15 protein-coding genes are annotated in these 24,449 nt (G+C 71.9%); 13 read left to right on the top strand and 2 right to left on the bottom strand.

Annotated features, from left to right (window positions below; genetic code table 11):
* The first annotated feature begins 261 nt into the window (after positions 1-261).
* Positions 262-1,614, top strand: a complete 1,353-nt coding sequence (locus AB0M59_RS19605) for a glutamine synthetase family protein (RefSeq protein WP_364616805.1) — start codon at positions 262-264, stop codon at positions 1,612-1,614.
* An 8-nt stretch (positions 1,615-1,622) separates the two neighbouring features.
* Complete coding sequence (locus AB0M59_RS19600) at positions 1,623-2,405, top strand: hypothetical protein (protein ID WP_364616803.1); 783 nt, start codon at positions 1,623-1,625, stop codon at positions 2,403-2,405.
* On the opposite strand, the gene AB0M59_RS19595 is transcribed toward AB0M59_RS19600, so the two are convergent.
* Positions 2,383-3,852: an amino acid permease gene (locus AB0M59_RS19595; protein WP_364616801.1), complete on the bottom strand. Its 1,470-nt coding sequence runs from the start codon at positions 3,850-3,852 to the stop codon at positions 2,383-2,385. The two genes, AB0M59_RS19600 and AB0M59_RS19595, sit on opposite strands and share 23 nt — an antisense overlap.
* A 102-nt stretch (positions 3,853-3,954) precedes the next feature.
* Between AB0M59_RS19595 and malQ the strand changes: the two genes are divergently transcribed.
* From malQ to glgB, 9 genes are all read left to right on the top strand, one after another.
* Positions 3,955-5,907 (top strand): 4-alpha-glucanotransferase, encoded by a 1,953-nt coding sequence (malQ, locus tag AB0M59_RS19590; RefSeq protein ID WP_364616799.1) that lies wholly within the window; start codon positions 3,955-3,957, stop codon positions 5,905-5,907.
* 92 nt (positions 5,908-5,999) lie between these two features.
* Positions 6,000-8,120 carry a glycogen debranching protein GlgX gene (glgX, locus tag AB0M59_RS19585; RefSeq protein WP_364616797.1) on the top strand — a complete coding sequence of 707 codons (2,121 nt, stop codon included), beginning with the start codon at positions 6,000-6,002 and terminating at the stop codon, positions 8,118-8,120.
* The gene (gene treY, locus AB0M59_RS19580) at positions 8,117-10,393 is read left to right on the top strand and encodes a malto-oligosyltrehalose synthase (protein WP_364616795.1); all 2,277 of its coding nucleotides are present in this window, start codon (positions 8,117-8,119) and stop codon (positions 10,391-10,393) included. Before glgX (AB0M59_RS19585) ends, treY begins: the two co-directional genes overlap by 4 nt.
* Positions 10,390-12,102: a malto-oligosyltrehalose trehalohydrolase gene (gene treZ, locus AB0M59_RS19575; RefSeq protein WP_364616793.1), complete on the top strand. Its 1,713-nt coding sequence runs from the start codon at positions 10,390-10,392 to the stop codon at positions 12,100-12,102. The genes treY and treZ overlap by 4 nt, the downstream gene beginning before the upstream one ends.
* A 51-nt stretch (positions 12,103-12,153) precedes the next feature.
* Positions 12,154-14,295, top strand: coding sequence for a glycogen debranching protein GlgX (gene glgX, locus AB0M59_RS19570; RefSeq protein ID WP_364616791.1), 2,142 nt, complete (start codon positions 12,154-12,156; stop codon positions 14,293-14,295).
* 273 nt (positions 14,296-14,568) lie between these two features.
* Complete coding sequence (locus AB0M59_RS19565) at positions 14,569-16,551, top strand: maltotransferase domain-containing protein (RefSeq protein ID WP_364616789.1); 1,983 nt, start codon at positions 14,569-14,571, stop codon at positions 16,549-16,551.
* Positions 16,552-16,589: 38 nt separating this feature from the next.
* A complete protein-coding gene (treS, locus tag AB0M59_RS19560; protein ID WP_364616787.1) occupies positions 16,590-18,398 on the top strand; it encodes a maltose alpha-D-glucosyltransferase in 1,809 nt (602 codons plus the stop codon).
* A gap of 5 nt (positions 18,399-18,403) precedes the next feature.
* Entirely contained in the window at positions 18,404-19,777 is a 1,374-nt protein-coding gene (locus AB0M59_RS19555; RefSeq protein WP_364616785.1) for a phosphotransferase, read from the top strand.
* A gap of 4 nt (positions 19,778-19,781) precedes the next feature.
* Complete coding sequence (glgB, locus tag AB0M59_RS19550) at positions 19,782-21,989, top strand: 1,4-alpha-glucan branching protein GlgB (RefSeq protein ID WP_364616783.1); 2,208 nt, start codon at positions 19,782-19,784, stop codon at positions 21,987-21,989.
* Between the two features lie 112 nt (positions 21,990-22,101).
* Here glgB and AB0M59_RS19545 read toward each other — a convergent pair whose 3' ends face one another.
* The gene (locus AB0M59_RS19545) at positions 22,102-22,719 is read right to left on the bottom strand and encodes a hypothetical protein (protein ID WP_364616781.1); all 618 of its coding nucleotides are present in this window, start codon (positions 22,717-22,719) and stop codon (positions 22,102-22,104) included.
* Positions 22,720-22,813: 94 nt separating this feature from the next.
* Between AB0M59_RS19545 and AB0M59_RS19540 the strand changes: the two genes are divergently transcribed.
* The gene (locus tag AB0M59_RS19540) at positions 22,814-23,206 is read left to right on the top strand and encodes a hypothetical protein (RefSeq protein WP_364616779.1); all 393 of its coding nucleotides are present in this window, start codon (positions 22,814-22,816) and stop codon (positions 23,204-23,206) included.
* A gap of 40 nt (positions 23,207-23,246) precedes the next feature.
* A complete protein-coding gene (locus AB0M59_RS19535; protein ID WP_364616777.1) occupies positions 23,247-24,437 on the top strand; it encodes a hypothetical protein in 1,191 nt (396 codons plus the stop codon).
* The last annotated feature ends 12 nt before the right edge of the window (positions 24,438-24,449 follow it).

Here is a 24,449-nt window from a genome sequence, read left to right as displayed (position 1 = left end):
CTTAAACGTCACCTCACCAACGCCATCTACCAGGCCCTGCTCACCGACCACCAACACCAGCTACAAGCAGCAACTTGACATAGAAGCTTCATTCAAGACACGCCGGCGCCCGCCGAGCCACCGCCGATCCGGCCTCGCCCACCCGGCTCTGTCGGAGCCCTGCCAGGGAACGACCGGGGCGGGCGTGTCCGCGGGCCGGATCGTGATGGCCTCCGTCACCGCCGACCGGGATACTGGGCCCGGCGGCAGGAGGCGAGTGGCATGACCAAGGCGGCGTCAGCCGCGGCGAAGGACTTCGCCGCGGCCGGGGTGGGGGGTGTGCACCTCGCCTGGGCGGACAACAACGGCATCCCGCGCTCGCGCATCGTTCCCGTCGGCGGCCTCGCCGATGCCGCCACCCGGGGCGTCGGGGCCACCTCGCTCTTCGCCGTCTTCGACAGCCACGACGCCATCACCTACGGGCACGCCGGTCTCGCCACGCCCTCCGGGGACATCCGGCTCGTGCCCGTCGTCGACCGGCTGCGGCGGCTCGCCGGGCAGCCCGCGCTCGCCTGGGCGCCCGTCCACCAGCTCACGCGAGACGGCGATCCATGGCCCTACTGCCAGCGCGCCGTCCTCGAAGCGCAGGTCGCCGAGGCCGCGCGGCGCGGGCTGGAGTTCCGCGCCGGCTACGAGCTCGAGTTCGCCGTCGCGCCCGCGGGCAGCACCGACGTCGTCACCACGCCCGGGCACCCCGGCCCCGCCTACAGCCCGCACGCCCTCGTCGGGCTCGACGGCTTCGTCGCCGCCCTCCTGCACGACTTCGCCGCCAACGGCCTGCGGATCGGCCAGCTGCACGCCGAGTACGGCGTCGCGCAGGTCGAGCTGTCGCTCGCCGCCACCGATCCGGTCTCCGCCGCCGACGACCAGCTGCTGGCCCGCCAGACCATCCACGCCGCCGCGCACGCGCACGGCCTCGTCGTCAGCTTCGCGCCGTTGATCGGGCTCGGCGCGGCCGGCAACGGCTGGCACCTGCACACCTCCGTCCGGCGCAAGGGCCGCAACCTCCTAGACGGTGAGGGCCTGCCCGGTGGCGACGGCGCGGGATACCTGGCCGGGCTGCTGCGCGACCTGCCGGCGTTGACCGCGATCACCGCGCCGAGCGTCCCGTCGACCCTGCGGCTGCGGCCCGGCTACTTCGCGGGCGCGTACGCGTTCTGGGGTGTCGAGAACCGGGAGGCGCCGCTGCGGTACGTCCCGGGCTCGCCGCTGCTGGGCGCCGACCACGCGAACGTCGAGCTCAAGACCTCCGACGCCTCGGCCAACCCGTACCTCGCGCTGGCCGTGGTGCTCGCCGCCGGGATGGCCGGCATCGAAGACTCCGCCGCGCTGCCCGAGCCGATCGCCGAGGACCCGGGCGGCTGGACCGAAGGCGAGCGGGAGACGCGCGGCGTGCGTCGGCTGCCGGCGGACACCGCCGGACAGGACACCGCGCTGCTGGCCTCACCACGGGTCGCCGGCGCGCTCGGCGACGATCTGCTGGGGGCCTTCCGCGCGGTCCGGGCGTCCGACGCGGCGTGGGCGACCGAGCGGAGTGTCGAGGAGATCGTCGCCGCACACCTGTGGCGCTATTGAGGGGACCGATGTCTTCGGGGATCGACGGCGGGCAGCTCGACCTGTCCGGGGTGCGGTGGCTGCCGGGCGGGGCCCGGCTGGCCGCTACCGCCCAGGCGGAGCTGCCCCAGAAGGACGGCTTGGCCGCGGCGTTCTGCGGGCTCGCGGCGCTGCGCGCGGCCGGGCTCGACGTGCCCGACCAGGACGCCGTCGCGGTGGCCGCGGGGACGGTCCGCGGGCCGGTCGTGCGGCCGCCGGGCGAGGCCGGCCGCCCGGAATTCCGGTTGCCCGTGCCGCTCGCCGCCGACCCGGCCGCGGCGGGGACGCGGGTTTCCGGGCTGGCGAGGGCCGTCCGTTCGCTGTCGGGCGGCGCACTGGCGGCGGTCCCGGTGACGGGGGAGTGGACCACCGAGACGCTCTTCGAGCTGCTGGTCGGCCTGTGGGACGTGCCGCGCGTCGCCGTGATCGCCCGGATCGACGGCGCCGAGCTCGGCGCCCACGACACCCCGGAACGCGCGCTGCTCGACTACCTCGACACCGGCGTCCCGCCACTGTGGACGTCCCGCTGGCGTCCGCAGGGTGGCCACTTCGTGCTCGTGGCGGGCGTCCGCATCGGCGCGGAAGGCACGCTGCTGTCCGTTGTGGACACTTATCCGTCGTTCGGGGACAACGGGATCCACGGCCAGCCCGTCGAATGGGTCGCCGCGGCGCTGGCCGGGCTGGGCGTGCTGGTGGTCGTCGACGCGGACCAGGTCGCCGTGACGCGCGAGGCGGCCCGCGTCGCCGGCCTCACTCCGTCGTTTTGGGACTGACCGCCTCGGCGTTCTCGGGCGCGAAGCGGGAATGGCGGCGGCCGTAGGCGAAGTAGATGACCAGGCCGATCACCAGCCACACGGCGAACCGGATCCAGGTGAGCACGTTGAGGTTGAGCATCAGGTACAGGCACGCCAGCGCCGCCAGGATCGGGACCACCGGCGAGAACGGCACGGAGAACGGCCGGTCCAGGTCGGGACGGCGGCGGCGCAGCACCGGCACCGCGACGGCCACGATGATCATCGCCGACAGCGCGCCGATGCTCACCATGTCGGCCAGCTCGGAGATCGGGATGAACGCGGCCAGCACGGCGATCAGCACGGCGCCGCCGATGGTCATCCGGTGCGGGGTGCCCCAGCGCGGGTGCGTGCGCCCGAGCGCCTTCGGCAGCAGGCCGTCGCGGCCCATCGCGAAGCCGATCCGCCCGATCGTGACCAGCTCGACCATCATCACCGACGTCAGCCCGGTCACCGCGCCGAGCGAGATGAGCGCGCCGACCCAGTGCTGGCCGACCTTGTCGAACGCGTCGGCCAGCGGCGCGCCGGTGTCGATGTCGGTGAACGGGATCATGCCGGTCAGCACGATCGACACGCCGATGTAGAGCAGCGCGCAGACGCCGAGCGCGCCGAGGATGCCGACGCGGAGGTCCTTGCGCGGGTTCAGCGTCTCCTCGCCGAGGTTCGCGAGCGCTTCGAAACCGGTGTAGGCGAAGAAGACGATGGCGGCGGCGGTGACCATCCCGGCGATGCCGTAGACCGACTGCTCCAGGCCGAGCGCGGCCTGGACGATCGGCTGCTCCAGCACCGTGGAGCCGTTCTCGGGCGGCTTCGCGGCCGGGATGAACGGCGTGAGGTTCGCGCCCTTGACGAAGAACAAGCCGACCGCCAGCACCAGCACGCAGACGGCGACCTTCACGCACACGAGCAGGTTGGTCAGCCAGGCCGACTCCTTGATGCCCAGCACCGCGACGACGGTCAGCACGGCGATGATCATCACCGCCCCGACGTTCACCTTCGCGTCCTCGCCGAACCACTGCGGCGACAGCCCGAGCAGGTTGGCCAGGTAGCCGGACCAGCCGCGCGACACCACGGCGGCGCCGAGCGCGAACTCCAGCAGCAGGTCCCAGCCGATGATCCAGGCGAACACCTCGCCGAGGGTGGCGAAGGCGTACGTGTAGGCGCTTCCGGCCGTCGGGACGCTGGAGGCGAGCTCGGCGTAGCAGAGCGCCGCGAGCCCCGCGACGACCGCGCCGAGCACGAACGACAGTGTCACCGCGGGCCCGGCGTGCGTCTTCGCCTCGACGCCCGCGAGGGTGAAGATGCCGGTGCCGATGATGATCCCGACGCCGAACCCGACCAGGTCGCGCCCGCGCAGCCGCCGCTTGAGCTCCCCGGAGTCCTGGCGCTTCAGGACGTCGTCCACGTTCAAGGTTCTCCGCACACCCATGAGGAGAAGTTAGAAGGTCACGAAGATTTCCGCAGAACGGCTCCGGGGTGACGTCGGCCCGTGCGGATGGCGGGATCGGCCGGGCACCGGAATGCTGGGCTCGTGCCCGACGAGATCCCCGCCCGCAGTGCCCTGCACCAGCTCGCCGACCGCTACGGCGTCGCCACCCGGTACGAGAACGCCGACCAGGAGTGGGTCGAGGTCGAAGACGACGTCGTCGTGGCCGTCCTGGGGCAGTTCGGTGTCGATGCCACCAGTGACGACGCCGTCGCCCAGGCACTCGGCGCCCGCGAAACCACCGAGAAGCTGCCGCCGACCATCGTGGTGAAACAAGGCGCCACGCGGCCACTCGGTACCAACGCCGAGATCTTCCTCGAAGACGGGGGCCGGCGGGTCACCGCCGGCGATCTGCCCGCCGACCTGCCGCTCGGCTGGCACCGGGTGGTCACCGCCGACCAGGACGTCGTGCTCGCCGTCGTGCCCGCGAAGCTGCCGGACGTCCCGCCCGCGTGGGGCTGGATGCTGCAGCTCTACGCCCTGCACTCGGCCGGCTCCTGGGGCATCGGCGACTACGCCGACCTCGCGACCTTCGCCGCCCGCTCGGCCTCGGAGCTGGACGCCGGCGTGCTGCTGGTCAACCCCGTGCAGGCCTTCAGCCCGGCCCACCCCGTCGAGCGGTCGCCCTACTCGCCCGCGAGCCGGCGCTTCGCCAACCCGATCTACCTGCGCGTCACCGCCACCGAGACCTACGCGCGGGCCGATGCCGCGACGCAGGAGGCGGTGACCTCCCTGGCCCCGGACCGCGACGGCGAGCTCATCGACTACGACGCCGTGTGGACGGCGAAGCGCGCCGCCCTCGAGCTGCTGTGGCCGCACCGCGTCGAGGAGCCGCCCGCGGACGCCAACCTCGAAGACTTCGCCCTCTTCTGCGCCCTCGCCGAGCGGCACGGCGCGGACTGGCGGGACTGGCCGGAGGCCCTGCGCGACCCGGCCGGACCCGAGGTCGCGAAGGCCCGGGACGAGCTGAAGGAGCGCGTCGGCTTCCACGCGTGGCTGCAGCACCTGTGCCGGGTCCAGCTGGAAAGGGCCCGCGCCCGAGCGCGCGAGGCCGGGATGACCGTCGGGATCGTGCACGACCTGCCCGTCGGCGTGCACCCCGGCGGGGCCGACACCTGGGCGGTGCGGGACGTCTTCGCCGCCGACGTCCGCGTCGGCGCCCCGCCGGACGCCTTCAACCAGCAGGGCCAGGACTGGAACCTGCCGCCGTGGCGGCCGGACAAGCTCGCCGAGGCCGGGTACGCGCCGTTCCGGGACGTCATCCGCGGTGTCCTGCGTTACGCCGACGGCATCCGCGTCGACCACATCGCCGGGCTCTGGCGGCTCTGGTGGATCCCGCCGGGCGAGCCCGCGCACCGCGGCACGTACGTCCACTACGACGCCGAGGCCATGGTCGGCGTGCTCGCGCTCGAGGCGCACCGGGCCGGCGCGGTCGTCGTGGGGGAGGACCTCGGCACCGTCGAGGAGACCGTCACCGAGACCATGCACGAGCGCGGCATGCTCAGCTCGGCCGTCCTGTGGTTCGAACGCGACTGGGATTCGCCGGGCAAGCCGTTTACGCGCCCGGACGGGTGGGACCCGGAGGCCATGGCCAGCATCTCCACGCACGACCTGCCGACGGTCTCCGGGTGGCTGAAGAGCGAGCACGTCCGGGTCCGGGCCGAGCTGGGGCTGCTGGACCGGGGCGTCGAAGCCGAGGAAGAAGCAGCCGCCGCGGAACGCCAAGCGCTGCGAGAACTCCTTGCGCGCGAAGGGATTCCGGACGACGACATGGTCGTCGCGTTGCACACCCTGCTCGCGCGAGCGGCGTCCCGGCTGGTGCTGACGTCACCGGCCGACGTCGCGGGCCAGGTACGGCAGCCGAATCTGCCCGGGACGGTCGACCAGTACCCTAACTGGCGGATTCCCCTTCCCGTCAGCGTCGACGGCTTCTTCACCGCGAAGGGGGTGCGCGCCGCGGTCGCGCCGCTGGCCGCGGCGCGTCCGTTGCCCGGATAGCGGGTACCCCCGGCGCGCGACCCCCGCAGTGACGCGCGTCCGCGAGTGCGGACGCGCCCGGTACACCCCTGTAACAGCTCGAGGAGACCCCAGTGCGGCCCTGGCCCGGAACGTCCTATCCGCTCGGCGCCACCTACGACGGAGTCGGGACGAACTTCGCCCTGTTCTCCGAGGTGGCCGAGCGGGTCGAACTGTGCCTGTTCGACGCCGAGGGCAACGAGACGCGGTACGCGCTCGAAGAGGTGGACGGCTTCGTCCACCACGGCTACCTGCTCAACGTCGGGCCCGGACAGCGGTACGGCTTCCGCGTCCACGGCCCGTACGACCCGGCTCGCGGCCTGCGCTGCAACCCGAACAAGCTGCTCATCGACCCCTACGCGAAGGCCGTCTCGCACGGCGTGAAGTGGGACGAGTCGCTGTTCGGCTACCAGTTCGCCAACCCGGACGAGCGCAACGACGACGACTCCGCCGGCCGGGTGCCGTACTCGCTGGTGGCGAACCCGTTCTTCGACTGGGGCAACGACCGCCAGCCGAAACGGCCGTACGCCGAAACGGTCATCTACGAAGCGCACGTCAAGGGCATGACGGTGAACCACCCGTTCGTGCCCGAGGCGCTGCGGGGCACCTACGCCGGCCTGGCGCACCCCGCCGTCGTCGAGCACCTGCAGAAGCTCGGCGTGACGGCGGTGGAGCTGCTGCCGGTGCACCAGTTCGTCTCCGACCACGGCCTGGAGGAGAAGGGCCTCACGAACTACTGGGGCTACAACACGATCGGCTACTTCGCCCCGCACGACTCCTACGCCGCGATGCCCGGCGAGGGCGGCCAGGTCCAGGAGTTCAAGGGCATGGTCAAGGCCTTCCACGAGGCCGGCATCGAAGTGATCCTCGACGTGGTTTACAACCACACCGCGGAGGGCAACCACCTCGGGCCGACGCTGTCGATGCGGGGCATCGACAACGAGGCCTACTACCGGCTGGTGGAGGGGGAGCCCGAGTACTACATGGACTACACCGGCACCGGGAACTCCCTGAACGTCCGCAACCCGCACACCCTGCAGCTGATCATGGACTCGCTGCGGTACTGGGTGACGGAGATGCACGTCGACGGCTTCCGCTTCGACCTCGCCTCGGCGCTGGCGCGCGAGTTCTACGACGTCGACCGGCTGTCCACGTTCTTCGACCTCGTGCAACAGGACCCGATCGTCAGCCAGGTGAAGCTGATCGCCGAGCCGTGGGACGTCGGTCCCGGTGGCTACCAGGTCGGCAACTTCCCGCCGCTGTGGACGGAGTGGAACGGGCAGTACCGCGACACCGTCCGCGACTTCTGGCGGGGCGAGCCCTCGACGCTCGGCGAGTTCGCGTCGCGGATCACCGGCTCCTCGGACCTCTACCAGGACGACGGCCGCCGCCCGTTCGCGTCGATCAACTTCGTCACCGCCCACGACGGCTTCACGATGCGGGACCTGGTGTCCTACAACGAAAAGCACAACGAGGCCAACGGCGAGGACGGCCGCGACGGCGCCGACGACAACCGGTCGTGGAACTGCGGGGTCGAGGGCGAGACCGACGACCCCGAGGTCCTGGAGCTGCGCGCCCGCCAGCACCGCAACATGCTGGCCACGGTGCTGCTGTCCCAGGGCGTGCCGATGATCCTGCACGGCGACGAGTTCGGCCGCACCCAGCAGGGCAACAACAACGTCTACTGCCAGGACTCCGAGCTGTCCTGGATGGACTGGGCGCTGGCCACCGAGCACGCCGACCTGGTCCGGTTCACCGGCGGGCTGGGCGCGTTCCGGCACCGGCACCCGGTGTTCCGCCGCCGCCGCTTCTTCCAGGGCGGCCCGGTCGGCAAGGGCGACAAGCTCGGCGACATCGCCTGGTTCACCCCGGCCGGCGAGGAGATGACCGAGCAGAACTGGGACGACGGCTTCGGCAAGGCAGTCGTCGTCTTCCTCAACGGCCAGGGGATCCCGGACCTCGACCCGCGCGGGATGCACGTCGAGGACGACTCGTTCCTGCTCGCGTTCAACGCCCACTACGAGGACATCGACGCCAAGCTCCCGGGCAACGGCTACGGCCAGGCCTGGACCGTCGTGGTCGACACCGCGACGGGCGAGGTCGAGCCCCACGACGCGAAATCCATCGAAGGCGGCGGCCAGTTCACCCTGCCCGCCCGGTCCCTCATCGTGCTGCAGCGAACGGAGCCCGCATGACGGTGCCGGAGTCGACCTACCGGGTGCAGCTGCGCCCGGAGTTCCCCTTCAGCGACGCCGCCGGCATCGCCGGCTACCTGCGTGACCTGGGCATCGGCGCGCTCTACGCGTCGCCGGTGCTCGACGCGGCACCCGGCTCGACCCACGGCTACGACGTCGTCGACACGACGCGCGCGCGGCCCGCGCTGGGTGGCGAGTCGGCCCGGCAGGAGCTCAGCACGCTGCTGAAGGAGCTCGGGCTGGGCCTGGTCGTCGACATCGTGCCGAACCACATGTCGGTCGAGGTGCCGAAGGTCAACCGGTGGTGGTGGGACGTGCTCACGCACGGCCGCGAGTCGGAGTTCGCGTCCTTCTTCGACGTCGACTGGGACCGCGGCCCGCTGCTGCTGCCGGTGCTCGGCGAAGACGACGCTGTCTCGGAGCTGACGGTCGACGGTGACGAGCTGGTCTACTACGACCACCGCTTCCCGATCGCCCCCGGCACGGAAGGCGGGACGCCCCAAGAAGTCCACGAGCGCCAGCACTACCGGCTGATCGGCTGGCGCCGCGGCAACGCGGAGCTCACCTACCGCCGGTTCTTCGACATCACGAACCTGGCCGCGGTCCGCGTCGAGGACCCGACCGTGTTCGCCGAGACGCACGGGGAGGTCCTGCGCTGGGTCGCCGACGGCGACGTCACCGGCCTGCGCGTCGACCACCCGGACGGCCTCGCCGACCCGGGCGGCTACTTCCGGCGGCTGCGCGAGAACGCGCCGAACGCCTGGATCGTGGCCGAGAAGATCCTGCACCCGGGCGAGCCGCTGCCGCAGAGCTGGCCGGTCGACGGCACCACCGGCTACGACGCCCTGCGCGAGGTCGCCGGCGTGTTCGTCGACCCGGCCGCCGAGCCGGACTTCACCGCGCTGGCGACGGAGCTGGGCGTGAAGACCGGCTACCACCGCGTCGAGGCGGAGGCCCGCCGCCTGGTCACCGACCACATCCTGGTGGCCGAGGTGCGGCGGATCGCCGCGCTGCTGCCCGACATCGACCCCGAAGCCGCGAGGCAGGCCGTGGCCGAGACGATGGTCGCCTTCCCCGTCTACCGCTCGTACCTCCCCGAAGGCGCGGAGCACTGGGCGGCCGCGATCGCGGCCGCCCGTCAGGCCCGGCCGGACCTCGCCGACGCGCTGCTCATCCTGGACGCCTACGTGCGGAAGAACCCGGACAGCGAGCTGGCCACCCGGATCCAGCAGACGTCCGGCATGGTCGTGGCGAAGGGCACCGAGGACACGACGTTCTACCGCTACACCCGCTTCGCCGCGCTCAACGAGGTCGGCGGCAACCCGGACCGGTTCGGCCTCGGCGTCGAGGAGTTCCACCGCCTGGCGGCCGAGCGCGAAGCCGGGTACCCGGCCGCGATGACGACGCTGACCACGCACGACACCAAGCGCTCGGAGGACACCCGCGCGCGGATGGCGGTCCTTTCCGAGGTGCCCGGCGAGTTCGCCGAGGCCGTCCGCCGGTGGACCGCGCGGCGCGGGATCGACGAGCCGTCGCTGAACCTCCTCGCGTGGCAGACGCTGGTCGCGACCTGGCCGATCGAGCCGGCCCGGCTGCGGGACTACCTCGACAAGGCGGCCAAGGAGGCCAAGCTCCGGACCAGCTGGACCAGCCACGACGAGGCGTTCGAAGCCGACGTCGCCGCCTGGCCCGAGGACGTCCTGGGCGACGCCGAACTGGCGTCGGACGTCGAGGCGTTCGTCGCGCGCATCGATCGGCCCGGCTACGTCAACTCCCTCGGCCAGAAGCTCGTGCAGCTGACCGCGCCCGGCGTCCCGGACGTCTACCAGGGCACCGAGCTGTGGGACTTCTCGCTGGTCGACCCGGACAACCGCCGCCCGGTCGACTACGCGGTCCGGCGCGAGATCCTGTCGCGGGTCGTCGACGGCGAGCTGCCGGAGATCGACGCGTCGGGCGCGGCGAAGCTGCTCGTCGTGCACAAGGCGCTGCGGCTGCGGCGCGAACACCCGGCGCTGTTCCGCGGCTACCGGCCGCTGCGGGCCGAGGGCGCCGCGGCGGAGCACTGCCTCGCGTTCACCAGGAGCCCGGATCTGGCGGTCGCGGTGACCCGGCTGCCGGTCGGCCTCGAAGCCGCCGGCGGCTGGCGCGACACCGTGCTGCCGCTGCCGGCCGGCGTCTGGACCGACGTCCTGACCGGCCGCGAGGTCAACGGTGACCTGGCCACCCTGTTCGAGCGGTACTCCGTGGCGTTGCTGGTGCGAGGAGACGCATGAGGTTCAGCGTGTGGGCCCCGTCGGCCCGCCGGGTCCGGGTCAGCGTCGACGCCGGCGTGCACGAGATGACCGCCGGTGACGGCGGCTGGTGGCACGCCGACGCCGAGGGCATCAACTACGCCTTCCTCCTGGACGACGCCGACGACCGCCTGCCCGACCCGCGGTCGCGGTGGCAGCCCCACGGCGTCCACCAGGAGTCCCGCGTCTACGACCACGCGGACTTCGCGTGGACCGACGACGCCTGGCACGGGCGGCAGCTGCCCGGCGGCGTCGTCTACGAGCTGCACGTCGGCACGTTCACCGAGGGCGGCACGTTCGACGCGGCCATCGACCGGCTCGACCACCTCGTCGAGCTCGGCATCACCCACGTCGAGCTGCTGCCGGTGAACTCCTTCGACGGCACCGCCGGCTGGGGTTACGACGGCGTCCTCTGGGGCGCGGTCCACGAGCCCTACGGCGGGCCGGACGGCTTCAAGCGGTTCGTCGACGCGGCCCACGCGCGCGGCCTGGCCGTCGTGCTCGACGTCGTCTACAACCACCTCGGGCCGTCGGGGGCCTACCTCGACCGCTTCGGGCCGTACTTCGCCGGGCAGAACGACTGGGGTCCCGGCCTGAACCTCGACGGCGCCGGCTCGGACGAGGTGCGCCGGTACGTCGTCGACAACGCGCTGAGCTGGTTCCGCGACTTCCACGTCGACGCGCTGCGCCTGGACGCGGTGCACGCGCTGCTCGACCGTCGGGCCGTCCACTTGCTCGAACAGCTCGCCGTCGAGACCGAGGCGCTGTCCTCGGCGCTGAACCGGCCGCTGACGCTGATCGCCGAATCCGACCTCAACGACCCGCGGCTCGTCACGCCCCGCGAGCGCGGCGGGTACGGCCTGCACGCCCAGTGGTCGGACGACTTCCACCACGCGCTGCACGTCAAGCTCACCGGTGAGGAGTCGGGCTACTACACCGACTTCGCCGCGCAGGACGCCGTCGAGCGGGTGCTGCGCGAGGTGTTCTTCCACGCCGGGACCTGGTCGTCGTTCCGCGAGCGGGCCCACGGGCGCCCGGTGGACACCCGGACCGTGCCGGGCCACCGCTTCCTCGCCTACCTGCAGAACCACGACCAGATCGGCAACCGCGCGACCGGCGACCGGCTGTCCGCGACGGTCTCGCCGGGCCGGCTGGCCTGCGGTGCGGCCCTCCTGTTCTGCTCCCCGTTCACGCCGATGGTCTTCATGGGGGAGGAGTGGGCGGCGAGCACGCCGTGGCAGTTCTTCGCCTCCTTCCCGGACCCGGAGCTGGCCGAGGCCGTGCGCACCGGCCGCCGTCGCGAGTTCGCCCGGCACGGCTGGGGCGAGTCCGACGTGCCCGACCCGATGGACCCGGCCACCGTGGAGCGGTCCCGGCTGGACTGGGCCGAAGTGGACACGCCCGGCCACCGGGAGATGCTCGAGCTGTACCGGACGCTGATCAGGCTGCGCCGCGACCACCCCGCCCTGGCCGACCCGTGGGCCGCCGACCTGCGGATCGACGCCGCTCCGGACGGGTCCTGGCTGGTGCTGCACCGCGGCACGCTGCGGCTGGCCGTCAACTTCGGATCCGGCCAAGTCACGCTCCCGCTCGGCGCCACGGAGACCCTGCTGACCTGGGCCGGGGCCACCGTGGACGGGGGCGCCGCGGTCCTGCCGCCGGACTGTTTCGTTCTGGTCGAAACCCGATAACTCCGGCGGCACATCGCGCGGGATGCGACCCGGATCTGGGACGATTCAGGAATGGCCACACGACCCTCGACCCAGCACGTCCTCGCCGGACGCCCGTTTCCGCTCGGCGCCCACCCCGAGGCGGGCGGGGTCCGGTTCGCGATCACCTCCGCCGTCGCGGACGCGGTCGACCTGTGCCTGATCGACGCCGACGGGTCGGAGCGCCGGATCGCGCTCACCGAGCGCACGTTCGGCGTCTGGCACGGCCTGGTGCCCGGGGTGACGCCGGGGCAGCGGTACGGCTACCGGATCCACGGCCCGTACGACCCGGCCCGCGGCCTGCGCTGCAACCCGCACAAGCTGCTCCTCGACCCGTACGCCCGGCAGATCACCGGCGGGCTCACCGCCCTGACCGCGGCGCAGGGCTTCACCGGCGACCCCGAGCGCGGGCCGATGTCCACAGTGGACTCCCTGGGCAGCGTGCCGCTGTCGGTGGTGTCCTCGCCGGGCGGCCCGGACACCGGGGTCAAGCCGGAGGTCCCGTTCGAAGAGGCGGTGGTCTACGAGCTGCACGTCAAGGGGTTCACCCAGCAGCACCCGTTCATCCCGGAGGCGCTGCGCGGCACCTACCTCGGCCTGGCCCACCCGGTGGCCATCGAGTACCTGACCCGGCTCGGTGTCACGTCGGTGGAGCTGCTGCCGGTGCACTCGTTCCTCGACGAGCCGTCGCTGGTCCGCGCCGGCCGGCACAACTACTGGGGGTACTCGCCGCTCGGCTTCTTCGCGCCGCACGCCGGCTACGCCAGCGAGCCCGGCCACGAGGTCGAGGAGTTCCGGCTGATGGTGGCGGCCCTGCACGCGGCCGGCATCGAGGTGATCATCGACGTCGTCTTCAACCACACCTGCGAGGGCGGCCCCGACGGGCCGACGCTGAGCTTCCGCGGGCTGAACGCGCCCGTGTACTACCTGCACACCGAGCGCGGCCACATGGCCGACATCACCGGCTGCGGCAACACCCTGGAAGCCGGCTCGCCCACCGTGGTCCGGCTGGTCACCGACTCGCTGCGGTACTGGACGCAGGAGCTGGGCGTCGACGGCTTCCGGTTCGACCTGGCCAGCACGCTCGGCCGGGCCCGCGGCGGCGTGTTCGACCCCGCGTCGACGCTGCTCACCGCGATCACGACCGACCCGGTGCTCACCCGCTGCAAGCTCATCGCCGAGCCGTGGGACGCCACCGGCGAGGGCTACCGCGTCGGCGGCTTCGGCGCCCAGTGGGCGGAGTGGAACGGCCGCTACCGCGACACGGTGCGGGACTTTTGGCGCGGCGCGACCGGCGTGCGCGATCTGGCCTACCGGCTGTCCGGCTCGTCGGACCTCTACGACCACAACCTGCGCCGGCCGTGGCAGTCGATCAACTTCGTCACCGCCCACGACGGCTTCACGATGCGGGACCTGGTGTCCTACAACGAAAAGCACAACGAGGCCAACGGCGAGGACAACCGCGACGGCGGCAACGACAACCGGTCGTGGAACCACGGCGCCGAGGGCGCGACGGCCGATCGCGGGATCCGGGAGCTGCGCGCGCGGCAGGTGCGGAACATGTTCGCCACGCTGCTGCTGTCCACCGGCACCCCGATGATCACCGCGGGCGACGAGTTCTGGCGGACCCAGGGCGGCAACAACAACGCGTACTGCCTCGACGATGAGACGTCCTGGCTGGACTGGACGCCTGAGGACCCCGAGGCGGAGGCCATGCTGAGCTTCGCCCGCCGGGTCGTGCGGCTGCGGTCGAACAGCCCGGCGCTGCGGCAGCCGGAGTTCTTCGAAGGCCGCACGACGCCGACCGGCAAGCCGGACCTGGTCTGGTTCCGCCCCGACGGCGAAGAGTTCGGCGAGACCGACTGGTTCGAGGACCGGCACACGCTGGGCATGTGGGTCGACGGCTCGAACAGCCAGGCCCGCAACCGCGACGGCGAGCTGGTGCCCGACCACTCGTGGCTGATGTGGCTGCACGCGGGGGAGGAGCCGGCCGAGGTGGTGCTGCCGGGCCGCGAGTACGGCGAGACGTTCAAGCCGACGCTCGACACGAGCACCTCGGACGGCAGCCCGGCCAACCCGGGCGCGCTGGAGGCCAAGAGCCGGCTGACGCTGCAGTCGCGTTCGCTGCTCCTGCTGCGCGCCCCGCGCCTCGCCCCGGACCACCACGAGGACTGAACCGGCACTTTCCCGGAAAAGCGGACCCGGGTGTCGTCCATTCGGGTACGGGTGTTCGCCGTTAGGGTGTGCGTGTCGTAAGTTCCGGCTTGCCGCGGGCCGGCGGCCCGGCCGTAACCTGCCGGACATCCGCCCGAAATTCGTTGCGGGCAAAGCGTTTCAGCCGGGCCCGGGTGGGTACAGAACAAGAGAGCCCTGCTTCGATCGTGCTTGATCGAGTCAGGCAGACTGACGACGCCTGCGCACAAACCGACACACCGAGGGGCGTTGCCCATGACCGGCCGGCTCGGCATCGACGACGTCTCCCCCAGCGTGAGCTGCGGCCGGTATCCGGCCAAAGCCGTTGTGGGGGAACACATCCCGGTCACCGCGACCGTCTGGCGCGAGGGTCACGACGCCGTCGCGGCGACCGTCGCGTGGCGCGGTCCCGACGACCGCCTGACGCGCCAGGCGCGGATGGTGCCGCGCGGTCCCGACCACCCCGACGAGTTCGCCGCGGTGATCGTCCCGGACACCACCGGCACGTGGACCTACCGGATCGACGCGTGGGGCGACCCCTGGGCGACCTGGGAGCACAACGTCGAGGTGAAGGTCGCCGCCGGGCAGGGCCCCGAGGACCTCGCCAACGACCTCGAGAACGGCGCTCGGCTGCTGGAGCGCGTCTCCCGCCGCCCGGACCGCCGCGCGGAGAAAGCGCTGCTGACCGGCGCGCTGATCGCGTTGCGCGACGAAGAACGCAGTCTCGCCGAGCGGGTCGGGCCCGCGCTCTCGCCCGAGATCCGCCAGCTCATACACGAGTTCCCGGTGCGGGAGCTGATCACCAAGGGCAAGCCGCACCGGCTGTGGGTCGACCGCCGCCGGGCCGCGTTCGGCTCCTGGTACGAGCTGTTCCCCCGCTCCACCGGCGGGCTCGACGCCGAGGGCAAGCCGGTGCACGGCACCTTCACCACCGCCGCGGCCGCGCTCGACCGGGTCGCGAAGATGGGCTTCGACGTCGTCTACCTGCCGCCGGTCCACCCCATCGGCCGCGTGAACCGCAAGGGCCCCAACAACACCCTCGACGCCAAGCCCGACGACGTCGGCTCGCCGTGGGCCATCGGCTCCGACGAGGGCGGCCACGACGCCATCCACCCGGACCTCGGCACCTTCGAGGACTTCGACGCCTTCGTCGCCCGCTCCGAGGAGCTGGGCATGGAGGTGGCGCTCGACTTCGCGCTGCAGGCCGCGCCGGACCACCCGTGGGTCCTCAAGAACCAGGAGTTCTTCACCACCCGCCCGGACGGTTCGATCGCCTACGCGGAGAACCCGCCGAAGAAGTATCAGGACATCTACCCGATCAACTTCGACAACGACCCCAAGGGCGTCTACGAGGAGATGCTGCGGGTCATCCTGGTCTGGGTCGAGCACGGGGTGAAGATCTTCCGGGTCGACAACCCGCACACCAAGCCGCCGGACTTCTGGGCCTGGCTGATCTCGTCGGTGAAGGACGCCCACCCGGACGTCCTGTTCCTCGCCGAGGCGTTCACCCGCCCGGCGCGGCTGTGGGGCCTGGCCCGGCTCGGCTTCACCCAGAGCTACACCTACTTCACGTGGCGGACCGGCAAGCAGGAGCTGATCGACTTCGCCATCGACCTGCGCGAGCACTGGAACGAGGGTCGCCCGAACCTGTTCGTCAACACCCCGGACATCCTCCACGAGTCGCTGCAGCGCGGCGGCCCCGGCATGTTCGCGCTGCGGGCCGCGCTGGCCGCGACGATCTCGCCGACGTGGGGCGTCTACTCGGGGTACGAGCTGTTCGAGCACGTCCCGGTCCGCGAGGGCAGCGAGGAGTACCTCGACTCCGAGAAGTACCAGCTGCGCCCGCGCGACTTCGAGCGCGCGCTCGCCGAGGGGCGCTCGCTGGAGCCGTGGATCGCGAAGCTGAACGCCGTTCGCCGCGCGCACCCGGCGCTGCAGCAGATGCGCACCCTGCACTTCCACCACATCGACAACGACGCCCTGCTGGCGTACTCCAAACAGGACCCGGCCACCGGCGACACCGTGGTCACCGTCGTCACCCTCGACCCGTACGGCCCGCAGGAAGGCACGCTGTGGCTCGACACGGCGGCCCTCGGGTTCGAGGCGCACGAGCGGCTGATCGCCCACGACGAGGTCACCGGCGACACCTGGGACTGGGGCCCGGCCAACTTCGTGCGGCTCGAGCCCTGGCGGGCCGTCGCGCACGTGGTGTCGGTCCGGCGGCGGCTCGGCGGTTAGCAGGGGAAGGAACGGACCGGAGGACTGAGGTGGAACACATGGCGGAGGAAGCCCGCCCCGACGCGGCACTCGGGCTGGACGGCGTGCCGCACACCGGTGAGGCGATGACCGCCGACGGGATGCTGGTGGAGCCCCAGGCCGGCGACTTCCGGTCGGCGCAGCAGGCGCCGAGCAACCCGGAGTGGTTCAAGGGCGCGGTGTTCTACGAGGTGCTGGTGCGCGCCTTCGCCGACTCGAACGGCGACGGCACCGGCGACCTGCGCGGCCTGGCCGGCCGCCTGGACTACCTGGCCTGGCTCGGCATCGACTGCCTCTGGCTGCCGCCGTTCTACGCGTCGCCGCTGCGCGACGGCGGGTACGACATCAGCGACTTCCGCGCGGTGCTGCCGGAGTTCGGCAGCGTCGAGGACTTCGTGTTCCTGCTGAACGAAGCGCACCGGCGCGGCATCCGGGTGATCACCGACCTGGTGCTCAACCACACCTCGGACGCGCACCCGTGGTTCCAGCAGTCCCGCAGCGAGCCGGACGGCCCGTACGGCGACTACTACGTGTGGAGCGACGACGACTCCCGCTACGCCGACGCGCGGATCATCTTCGTCGACACCGAGTCGTCGAACTGGACCTACGACCCGGTGCGCGGGCAGTTCTACTGGCACCGGTTCTTCTCCCACCAGCCCGACCTGAACTTCGAGAACGCCGACGTCCAGAACGCGATGATCGACACCCTCCGGTTCTGGCTGGACCTGGGCATCGACGGGTTCCGCCTCGACGCCGTGCCGTACCTGTTCGAGCAGGAGGGCACCAACTGCGAGAACCTGCCGCGCACGCACGAGTTCCTCAAGCGCTGCCGCAAGGTCGTCGACGACGAGTACCCCGGACGCATTCTCCTCGCCGAGGCCAACCAGTGGCCCTCGGACGTCGTCGAGTACTTCGGTGACGCGGAGGTCGGCGGCGACGAGTGCCACATGGCGTTCCACTTCCCGCTGATGCCGCGGATCTTCATGGCCGTGCGCCGCGAGTCGCGGTTCCCGATCTCGGAGATCCTCACCCAGACCCCGCGGATCCCCAGCGGCACCCAGTGGGGCATCTTCCTGCGCAACCACGACGAGCTGACCCTCGAGATGGTCACCGACGAAGAGCGCGACTACATGTACGCGGAGTACGCCAAGGACCCGCGCATGAAGGCCAACATCGGCATCCGCCGCAGGCTGGCCCCCCTGCTGGACAACGACCGCAACCAGCAGGAGCTCTTCACGGCGATGCTGCTTTCGCTGCCGGGCTCGCCCGTTCTGTACTACGGTGACGAGATCGGCATGGGAGACAACATCTGGCTCGGCGACCGCGACGCGGTCCGCACCCCCATGCAGTGGACCCCGGACCGCAACGCCGGGTTCTCCTCCTGCGATCCCGGCCGGATCTACCTGCCGGTGATCATGGACCCGGTGTACGGCTACCAGGGCCTGAACGTCGAGGCGCAGTCGAACAACTCGTCCTCTTTGCTCAATTGGACCCGGCGGATGATCGAGGTGCGCAAGGAGCACCACGCGTTCGCCGAAGGCGAGTTCGTCGACCTCGGCGGCTCCAACCCGAGCGTGCTGGCCTACAAGCGCCAGTGGCGGCGCCCGGACGGCGGCGAGGACGTCGTGCTCTGCGTGAACAACCTCTCCCGGTTCCCGCAGCCGGTGGAGCTGGATCTGTCCGCGCACCGCGGGTGCACGCCGGTGGAGCTCACCGGTGGCGTGCGGTTCCCCAGCATCGGGGACCTGTCGTACCTGCTGACGCTGCCGGGGCACGGCTTCTACTGGTTCCAGCTGACGAGCCCGGGAGACGAAGGCGAAGCGAGGTGAGTCCCTTGTCCGACCCGCGTGAGCTGGTGGACGACCTGATCGGCGACCTGAAGCAGTGGCTGCCCGAGCAGCGCTGGTTCGCCGGCAAGGACCGGCCGGTGACCGGCGTCCGGCCGCTCGGCGTGACCGAGCTGGTCGAAGGCGACCCGCAGCTGCTGCACGTGGTCGTCGAGGTCGCCCAGGGCGACCGGCGCGAGCCATACCAGCTGCTCGTGGGCCGCCGGACGCACCCGCCGGAGATCTCGTCCACCAGCTGGATCGGCGCCGTCGGCGACCTCAACGCCTACGAGGCGTCCGGCGACCTCGACGTCACCGGCGTGTTGCTGGACCTGATGGCGCGGGAGGGCAGCGTCGGCCCGCTCGTCTTCGAGCACGAGCCCGGTGTCGAGCTGGAGACCGGCCTGCGGGCGCGGCCGATCACCTCGGAGCAGAGCAACACCTCGCTGGTCTACGGCGGGCAGTACATCCTCAAGCTGTTCCGGAAGCTGACGCCGGGCAAGAACAAGGACCTGCTGCTGCACCGGGCGCTGCAGGGCGTCGGCAGCAAGCACATCGCGCAGGTGCTCGGCTCGATCACCGGCGACCTCGACGGCGAGCCGACCACCGTCGGCATGCTCCAGCAGTTCGTCGCGGACGCGGTCGACGGCTGGGCGATGGCCACCACGAGCGTCCGCGACCTGATGGCCGCGCCGGAGCTGCACGCCGAGGAGGTCGGCGGCGACTTCGCCGGCGAGGCCGAGCGGCTCGGGCGCGCGGTGGCCGAGGTGCACGCGGACCTGGCCGAGGCCCTCGGCACCGAGGCGGTCGACGCCGACGAGCTGGAACGCTCGATGAAGGCGATGCTCGTCCGGCTCGACACCGTCGCCGGCCGGGTGCCGGAGCTGGCCGCGCACGCCCCGGCGCTGCGGACGGCGTTCGAGACGCTGCGGACCCTGCCCGCCGACTCCGTGACCATGCAGTACATCCACGGCGACCTGCACCTCGGCCAGGTGCTGCGGACGGTCACCGGCTGGCTGCTGATCGACTTCGAGGGCGAGCCGGCGGCCCCGGTGGAGGAGCGCCACGCGCTGCGGTCGCCGTTGCGCGACGTGGCGGGCATGCTGAGGTCGTTCGACTACGCGGCCCAGCAGATGCTGGTCGGGCAGCCGGACGAGCCGGCGCTGGCCCAGCGGGCCATGGAGTGGTCGCAGCGCAACCGGGCGGCCTTCTGCGAGGGCTACGCCGCGGTCGCGGCCGACCCGCGCGAACAAGGCGAGCTGCTGCGCGCCTTCGAACTGGACAAGGCGGTCTACGAAGTGGGCTACGAGCACGCGAACCGGCCGGACTGGCTGGCGGTGCCGCTCGCCTCGATCGCCCGGATCACCGACGGAGAGGGATGACGCCGTGAACGCGGTTCCGGAAGGCCTCCCGGCCGCGGCCCCGGCGGCCGCGGACATCGACCGGCTGCTCGCCGGCTCGCACCACGACCCGCACTCGGTGCTGGGCGTGCACGCGGTGGGCAAGGGCTTCGTGGCCCGGGCGCTGCTGCCCGGTGCCAAGGCCGTCGCCCTGCGCATCGGCGAGGACCGGCATCCGATGGAGCCGGTCATCGACGCGCTGTTCGCCGTCGCGGTGCCGGAGCACCCCGGCGACTACCGGCTGGAGATCGACTACGACGGGCACTCCGTCACCGCCGACGACCCGTACCGCTGGCTGCCCACGGTCGGCGAGCTGGACCTGCACCTGATCGGCGAGGGCCGGCACGAGCGGCTCTGGGAGGCGCTCGGCGCGCACGTCCGCAGCTACGAGACGCCGGGCGGCATCGTCACGGGGACGTCGTTCGCGGTCTGGGCGCCGAACGCCCGCGGCATCCGCGTGATCGGCGACTTCAACGGCTGGGACGGCCGCGGGCACGCGATGCGCTCGCTCGGCTCGTCGGGCGTCTGGGAGATTTTCGTGCCGGGGGTCGGCGCCGGCTCCTGCTACAAGTTCCGGATCCTCGGCGCGGACGGGAACTGGCACGAGAAGGCCGACCCGATGGCGTTCGGCACGGAGCAGCCGCCCGCGACGGCGTCGGTCGTCACCACCTCCGGGCACCTGTGGGACGACGACGTGTGGGTCGCCCAGCGCGAGGCGACCGAGTGGGCCGCGGCGCCGATGAGCGTCTACGAGGTCCACCTCGGCTCGTGGCGGCCCGGGCTGGACTACCGCGAGCTGGCCGACCAGCTCGGCGACTACCTGGTCGAGACCGGTTTCACGCACGTGGAGCTGCTGCCGGTGTCGGAGCACCCGTTCGGCGGCTCGTGGGGCTACCAGGTGACGTCGTACTACGCGCCGACGTCCCGCTTCGGTTCCCCGGACGACTTCCGCTACTTCGTCGACCGCCTGCACCAGCGGGGGATCGGCGTGCTCGTCGACTGGGTGCCCGCGCACTTCCCGAAGGACAGCTGGGCGCTGGCCAAGTTCGACGGCACCGCGCTGTACGAGCACGCGGACCCGCGCCGCGGCGAGCAGCCCGACTGGGGCACGCTCGTGTTCGACTTCGGCCGCAACGAGGTCCGCAACTTCCTCGTCGCCAACGCGCTGTACTGGATCGAGGAGTTCCACCTCGACGGCCTGCGCGTCGACGCCGTCGCGTCGATGCTGTACCTCGACTACTCCCGCAACGAAGGGGAGTGGCTGCCGAACCAGTACGGCGGCCGCGAGAACCTGGACGCGGTGAAGTTCCTGCAGGAGCTGAACGCGACCGTCTACAAGCGACACCCGGGTGTCGTGATGGTGGCCGAGGAGTCGACCGCGTGGCCGGGCGTCACGCGCCCGACGCACCTGGGCGGCCTCGGGTTCGGCTTCAAGTGGAACATGGGCTGGATGCACGACACGCTCCGGTACCTGTCCCACGAGCCGATCCACCGCGCGTACCACCACAACGAAATGACGTTCTCGCTCGTGTACGCGTGGAGCGAGAACTTCGTCCTGCCGCTTTCGCACGACGAAGTGGTGCACGGCAAGGGATCCCTGTGGGGCCGGATGCCGGGCGACGCCTGGAACAAGGCGGCCGGGCTGCGCTCGCTGCTGGCGTTCATGTGGGCGCACCCGGGCAAGCAGCTGCTGTTCATGGGCGGCGAGTTCGGCCAGCCGAGCGAGTGGTCGGAGCAGCGGTCGCTGGACTGGCACCTGCTGGACGAGCCGCTGCACCGCGGGGTCCAGGACCTGCTGCGGTCGCTGAACTCGGTGTACCGGTCTTCGCCGGCCCTGTTCAGCCAGGACACGTCACCGGACGGCTTCCGCTGGATCGACGCGAACGACTCCAGCGGCAACGTGCTGAGCTTCCTGCGCATCGGGACCGACGGTTCGCGGCTGGCCTGCGTCGCGAACTTCTCGGGCGTGCCGCACCACGACTACCGGGTCGGCCTGCCGGCGGCGGGCCGGTGGCGCGAGGTCGTCAACACGGACGCGGAGGCCTACGGCGGCTCGGGCGTCGGGAACCTCGGCGCGGTGGAGGCGACGGAGGACGCGTGGCACGGCCAGCCGGCCTCCGCGATCCTCCAACTCCCCCCGGCGGGCGTCCTCTGGCTGCTCGAAGAGGAGCCTCCGACCCCAGACCTCCCGTGATCAAAGCCGTAACTTGCGTGATCAAGGCCGGAACTCGCGTGATTGAAGCCGGAACTCGCGAGTTCCGGGTCTGATCACGCGAGTTCCGTGCTCAATCACGCGGGTTACGTCCTCAATCACGGGTGCCGGTGGTCTGATCACGGCCGCCTTCTCGCTTTTCCCGGGCTCGGCGGGCCGCGCGGCGACGGCGTCGGCGGGCCGGGGCGTCCAGGCGCCAGGCGAACGGCAGGAGTCCCGGCTGGTCGCCTGGCACCCACAGCACCACCGGGTCGCCGTCGCCGAAGCGCAGGACCAGCTCGGCGGGCAGGTCGGTCCACCGGCCGGTCGTGCCGCCGAGCGCGACCTTGGCTTCGGAGATCTCGGCGAGCCCGGCGTGCCAGCGTCGCTCGAATCCGCCGGCCGACCGGGCCAGCAGCTCGAGCGATCGGGTCCGGGGCTCGTGCACCAGGAACGTGAGGTCCCTCGCCGTCGTCCGGGCCCGGCGGCCCCGGTCGTGCACGGCGTAGACGTGCTCCGGACGGCGTCCGGCCGCGTGGAGCCGGCGGCGCACCAGCCGAAGCCGCACCAGCGCCGCCACGCCGTGCGCGCGGGCCGTGAGGCGGATCGTCACCGTCACGAGCGCGACCGCGGCCGCGACGCCCAGCAGCCAGGCGCCGTCGCCCAGCACGGAGATGGCCCAGGCCAGGGTCGCCGCGCCGAGGCCGAGGGCAAACGCTACCGCGCACGGCACAGTCGGTCCTCCCAGCGCAGTCGTGGTGGAGTGGTTCTACCGTTCGCCGCTCGGGAGGGGTCCCGAAACACCCGCGCGGGCTTACCATGAGGGCATGGCCGGCGCCGGCGGCGTCCTCGCGAACCTGATCCTGTTCGCCGTGGTTTGCATCGCTCCCACGGTGCTCTTCTGGTGCGCACTGCGCGCCCCCAGGCTGCTTCGCCGGCTTCTCGAGAAGCGCGCGAAGCCGCAACCGGCGGGTCCGCCGATCGAACGCGTCGCCGCGGACCTGCGGCGGGTGCACCGCCTGCTCGCCGGTTACCCGTCCGGCACCCCGGCCGCGCGGCGGTTCGGCACGCGCCAGGCGTACGACGAGCTGCTCACCCAAGCCTGCCGCCAGGTCGGCGTCCCGCACCGGCTCGCCGAGCTGCCCGAGGGCATGGACCGCGAGATCGAACGCCTGCGCGTCGAGGAGTCGCTGCGGGAGCGCGGCCTGGCCGTGCCGTGACTTGTACGGGCCGTGTACGCGCCCGGGGCACGCTGCCGGCATGCGACTTGTGCTCGGCCTCGTGGCGCTGCTGCTGCTCGGCCTGACGACGACGGCCCAGGCCGCCGCGAACTTCCCCCGCCTCGACGCGGCGACCGTCGACGGCTACCGGCTCACCCCCGGCGGCTCCTTCGCCACCTACGGCAGCCGGATCGAGCAACTCGACAAGAAGCTCCCGCCGCGCGAGCTGCCGGACCTCCTCGGTGACGCCAACCGCAAGGCCCGCCCGCTCTGCCACGGCACGTACCTCGCCGCCGCGCTGAAGCCGGCCGGCTTCTGCTGGGAGGACGCCAACGACGACAAGACCAACGACTGGATCCCGCAGGGGCTCACCGGCTCGGGTGATGCGGACCCAGTGACCGGGACCGTAGGCGGCAAGCGCGTCGTCGCGACGTCGTGGCACACGCCCGGCGACACGATGGTCCGTCTATCCTTTGTGGACGCCAGTGGGCTCGGGTACCGGCACGTGCTGCTCGTGGAACCGACGTCCGACAACGACTTCGCGGCGGTGGCGGGACACGGGCACGGCATGACGTGGTCGGGGAACCTGCTCTACGTGGCGACCACGGGCGGCCTGATCCGCGTCTTCGACACGACGCACTTCTGGAAGGTCGACGCCAGCGCGGCGACGGTCGGCCTCGGCGCCGACGGCAAGTACCACGCGGCCTACTACGACTACGCGATGCCGCAGATCGGCGCGTACTGGTACCCGGGCGGCGGAGCGTGCACGACGGCGACCGGCGTGCGGCCCTGCCTGTCGACGCTTTCCTTCGACCACAGCGATTCCACGTTCGTGACGGCCGAGCACGCGGCCGAGGCGGGCGGCCGGATCCTGCGCTGGCCGTTCGACGCGTCGACGGGCCGTCTGGTGCCCGCGGCCGACGGCCTGGTGCACGCGAAGGAGGGCTTTTCTTCACCGGTATGGGGGATGCAGGGCGCGGTGTCCCGCAACGGCTACTTCGTGCTGACGGGCGTCTGCCCGGAGTACGCCGGAGTGGCGGGCGACCACCCGTCGTGCCTGCACGGCGGAGTCGGCGGCGTCTCGACGTCGAGGCTGGCCGGGCAGGCGCCGGTGAACAGCCAGAACCTGTCGTACTGGCCGGCGACGGGAGAGCTGTGGCTGCTGAACGAACAGCTCCGGGAGCGCGTGGTGGTGCACGTCCCGTGGACGGCGCTCACCGGCCGGGCCTGAACGCGGAAGAAC

This window comes from Amycolatopsis sp. NPDC051371, assembly GCF_040682155.1.
Taxonomy (GTDB): Bacteria; Actinomycetota; Actinomycetes; order Mycobacteriales; family Pseudonocardiaceae; genus Amycolatopsis.
The sequence above is the reverse complement of the archived record's forward strand: the minus strand, read 5'-3'. Positions and strand labels throughout refer to the sequence as shown.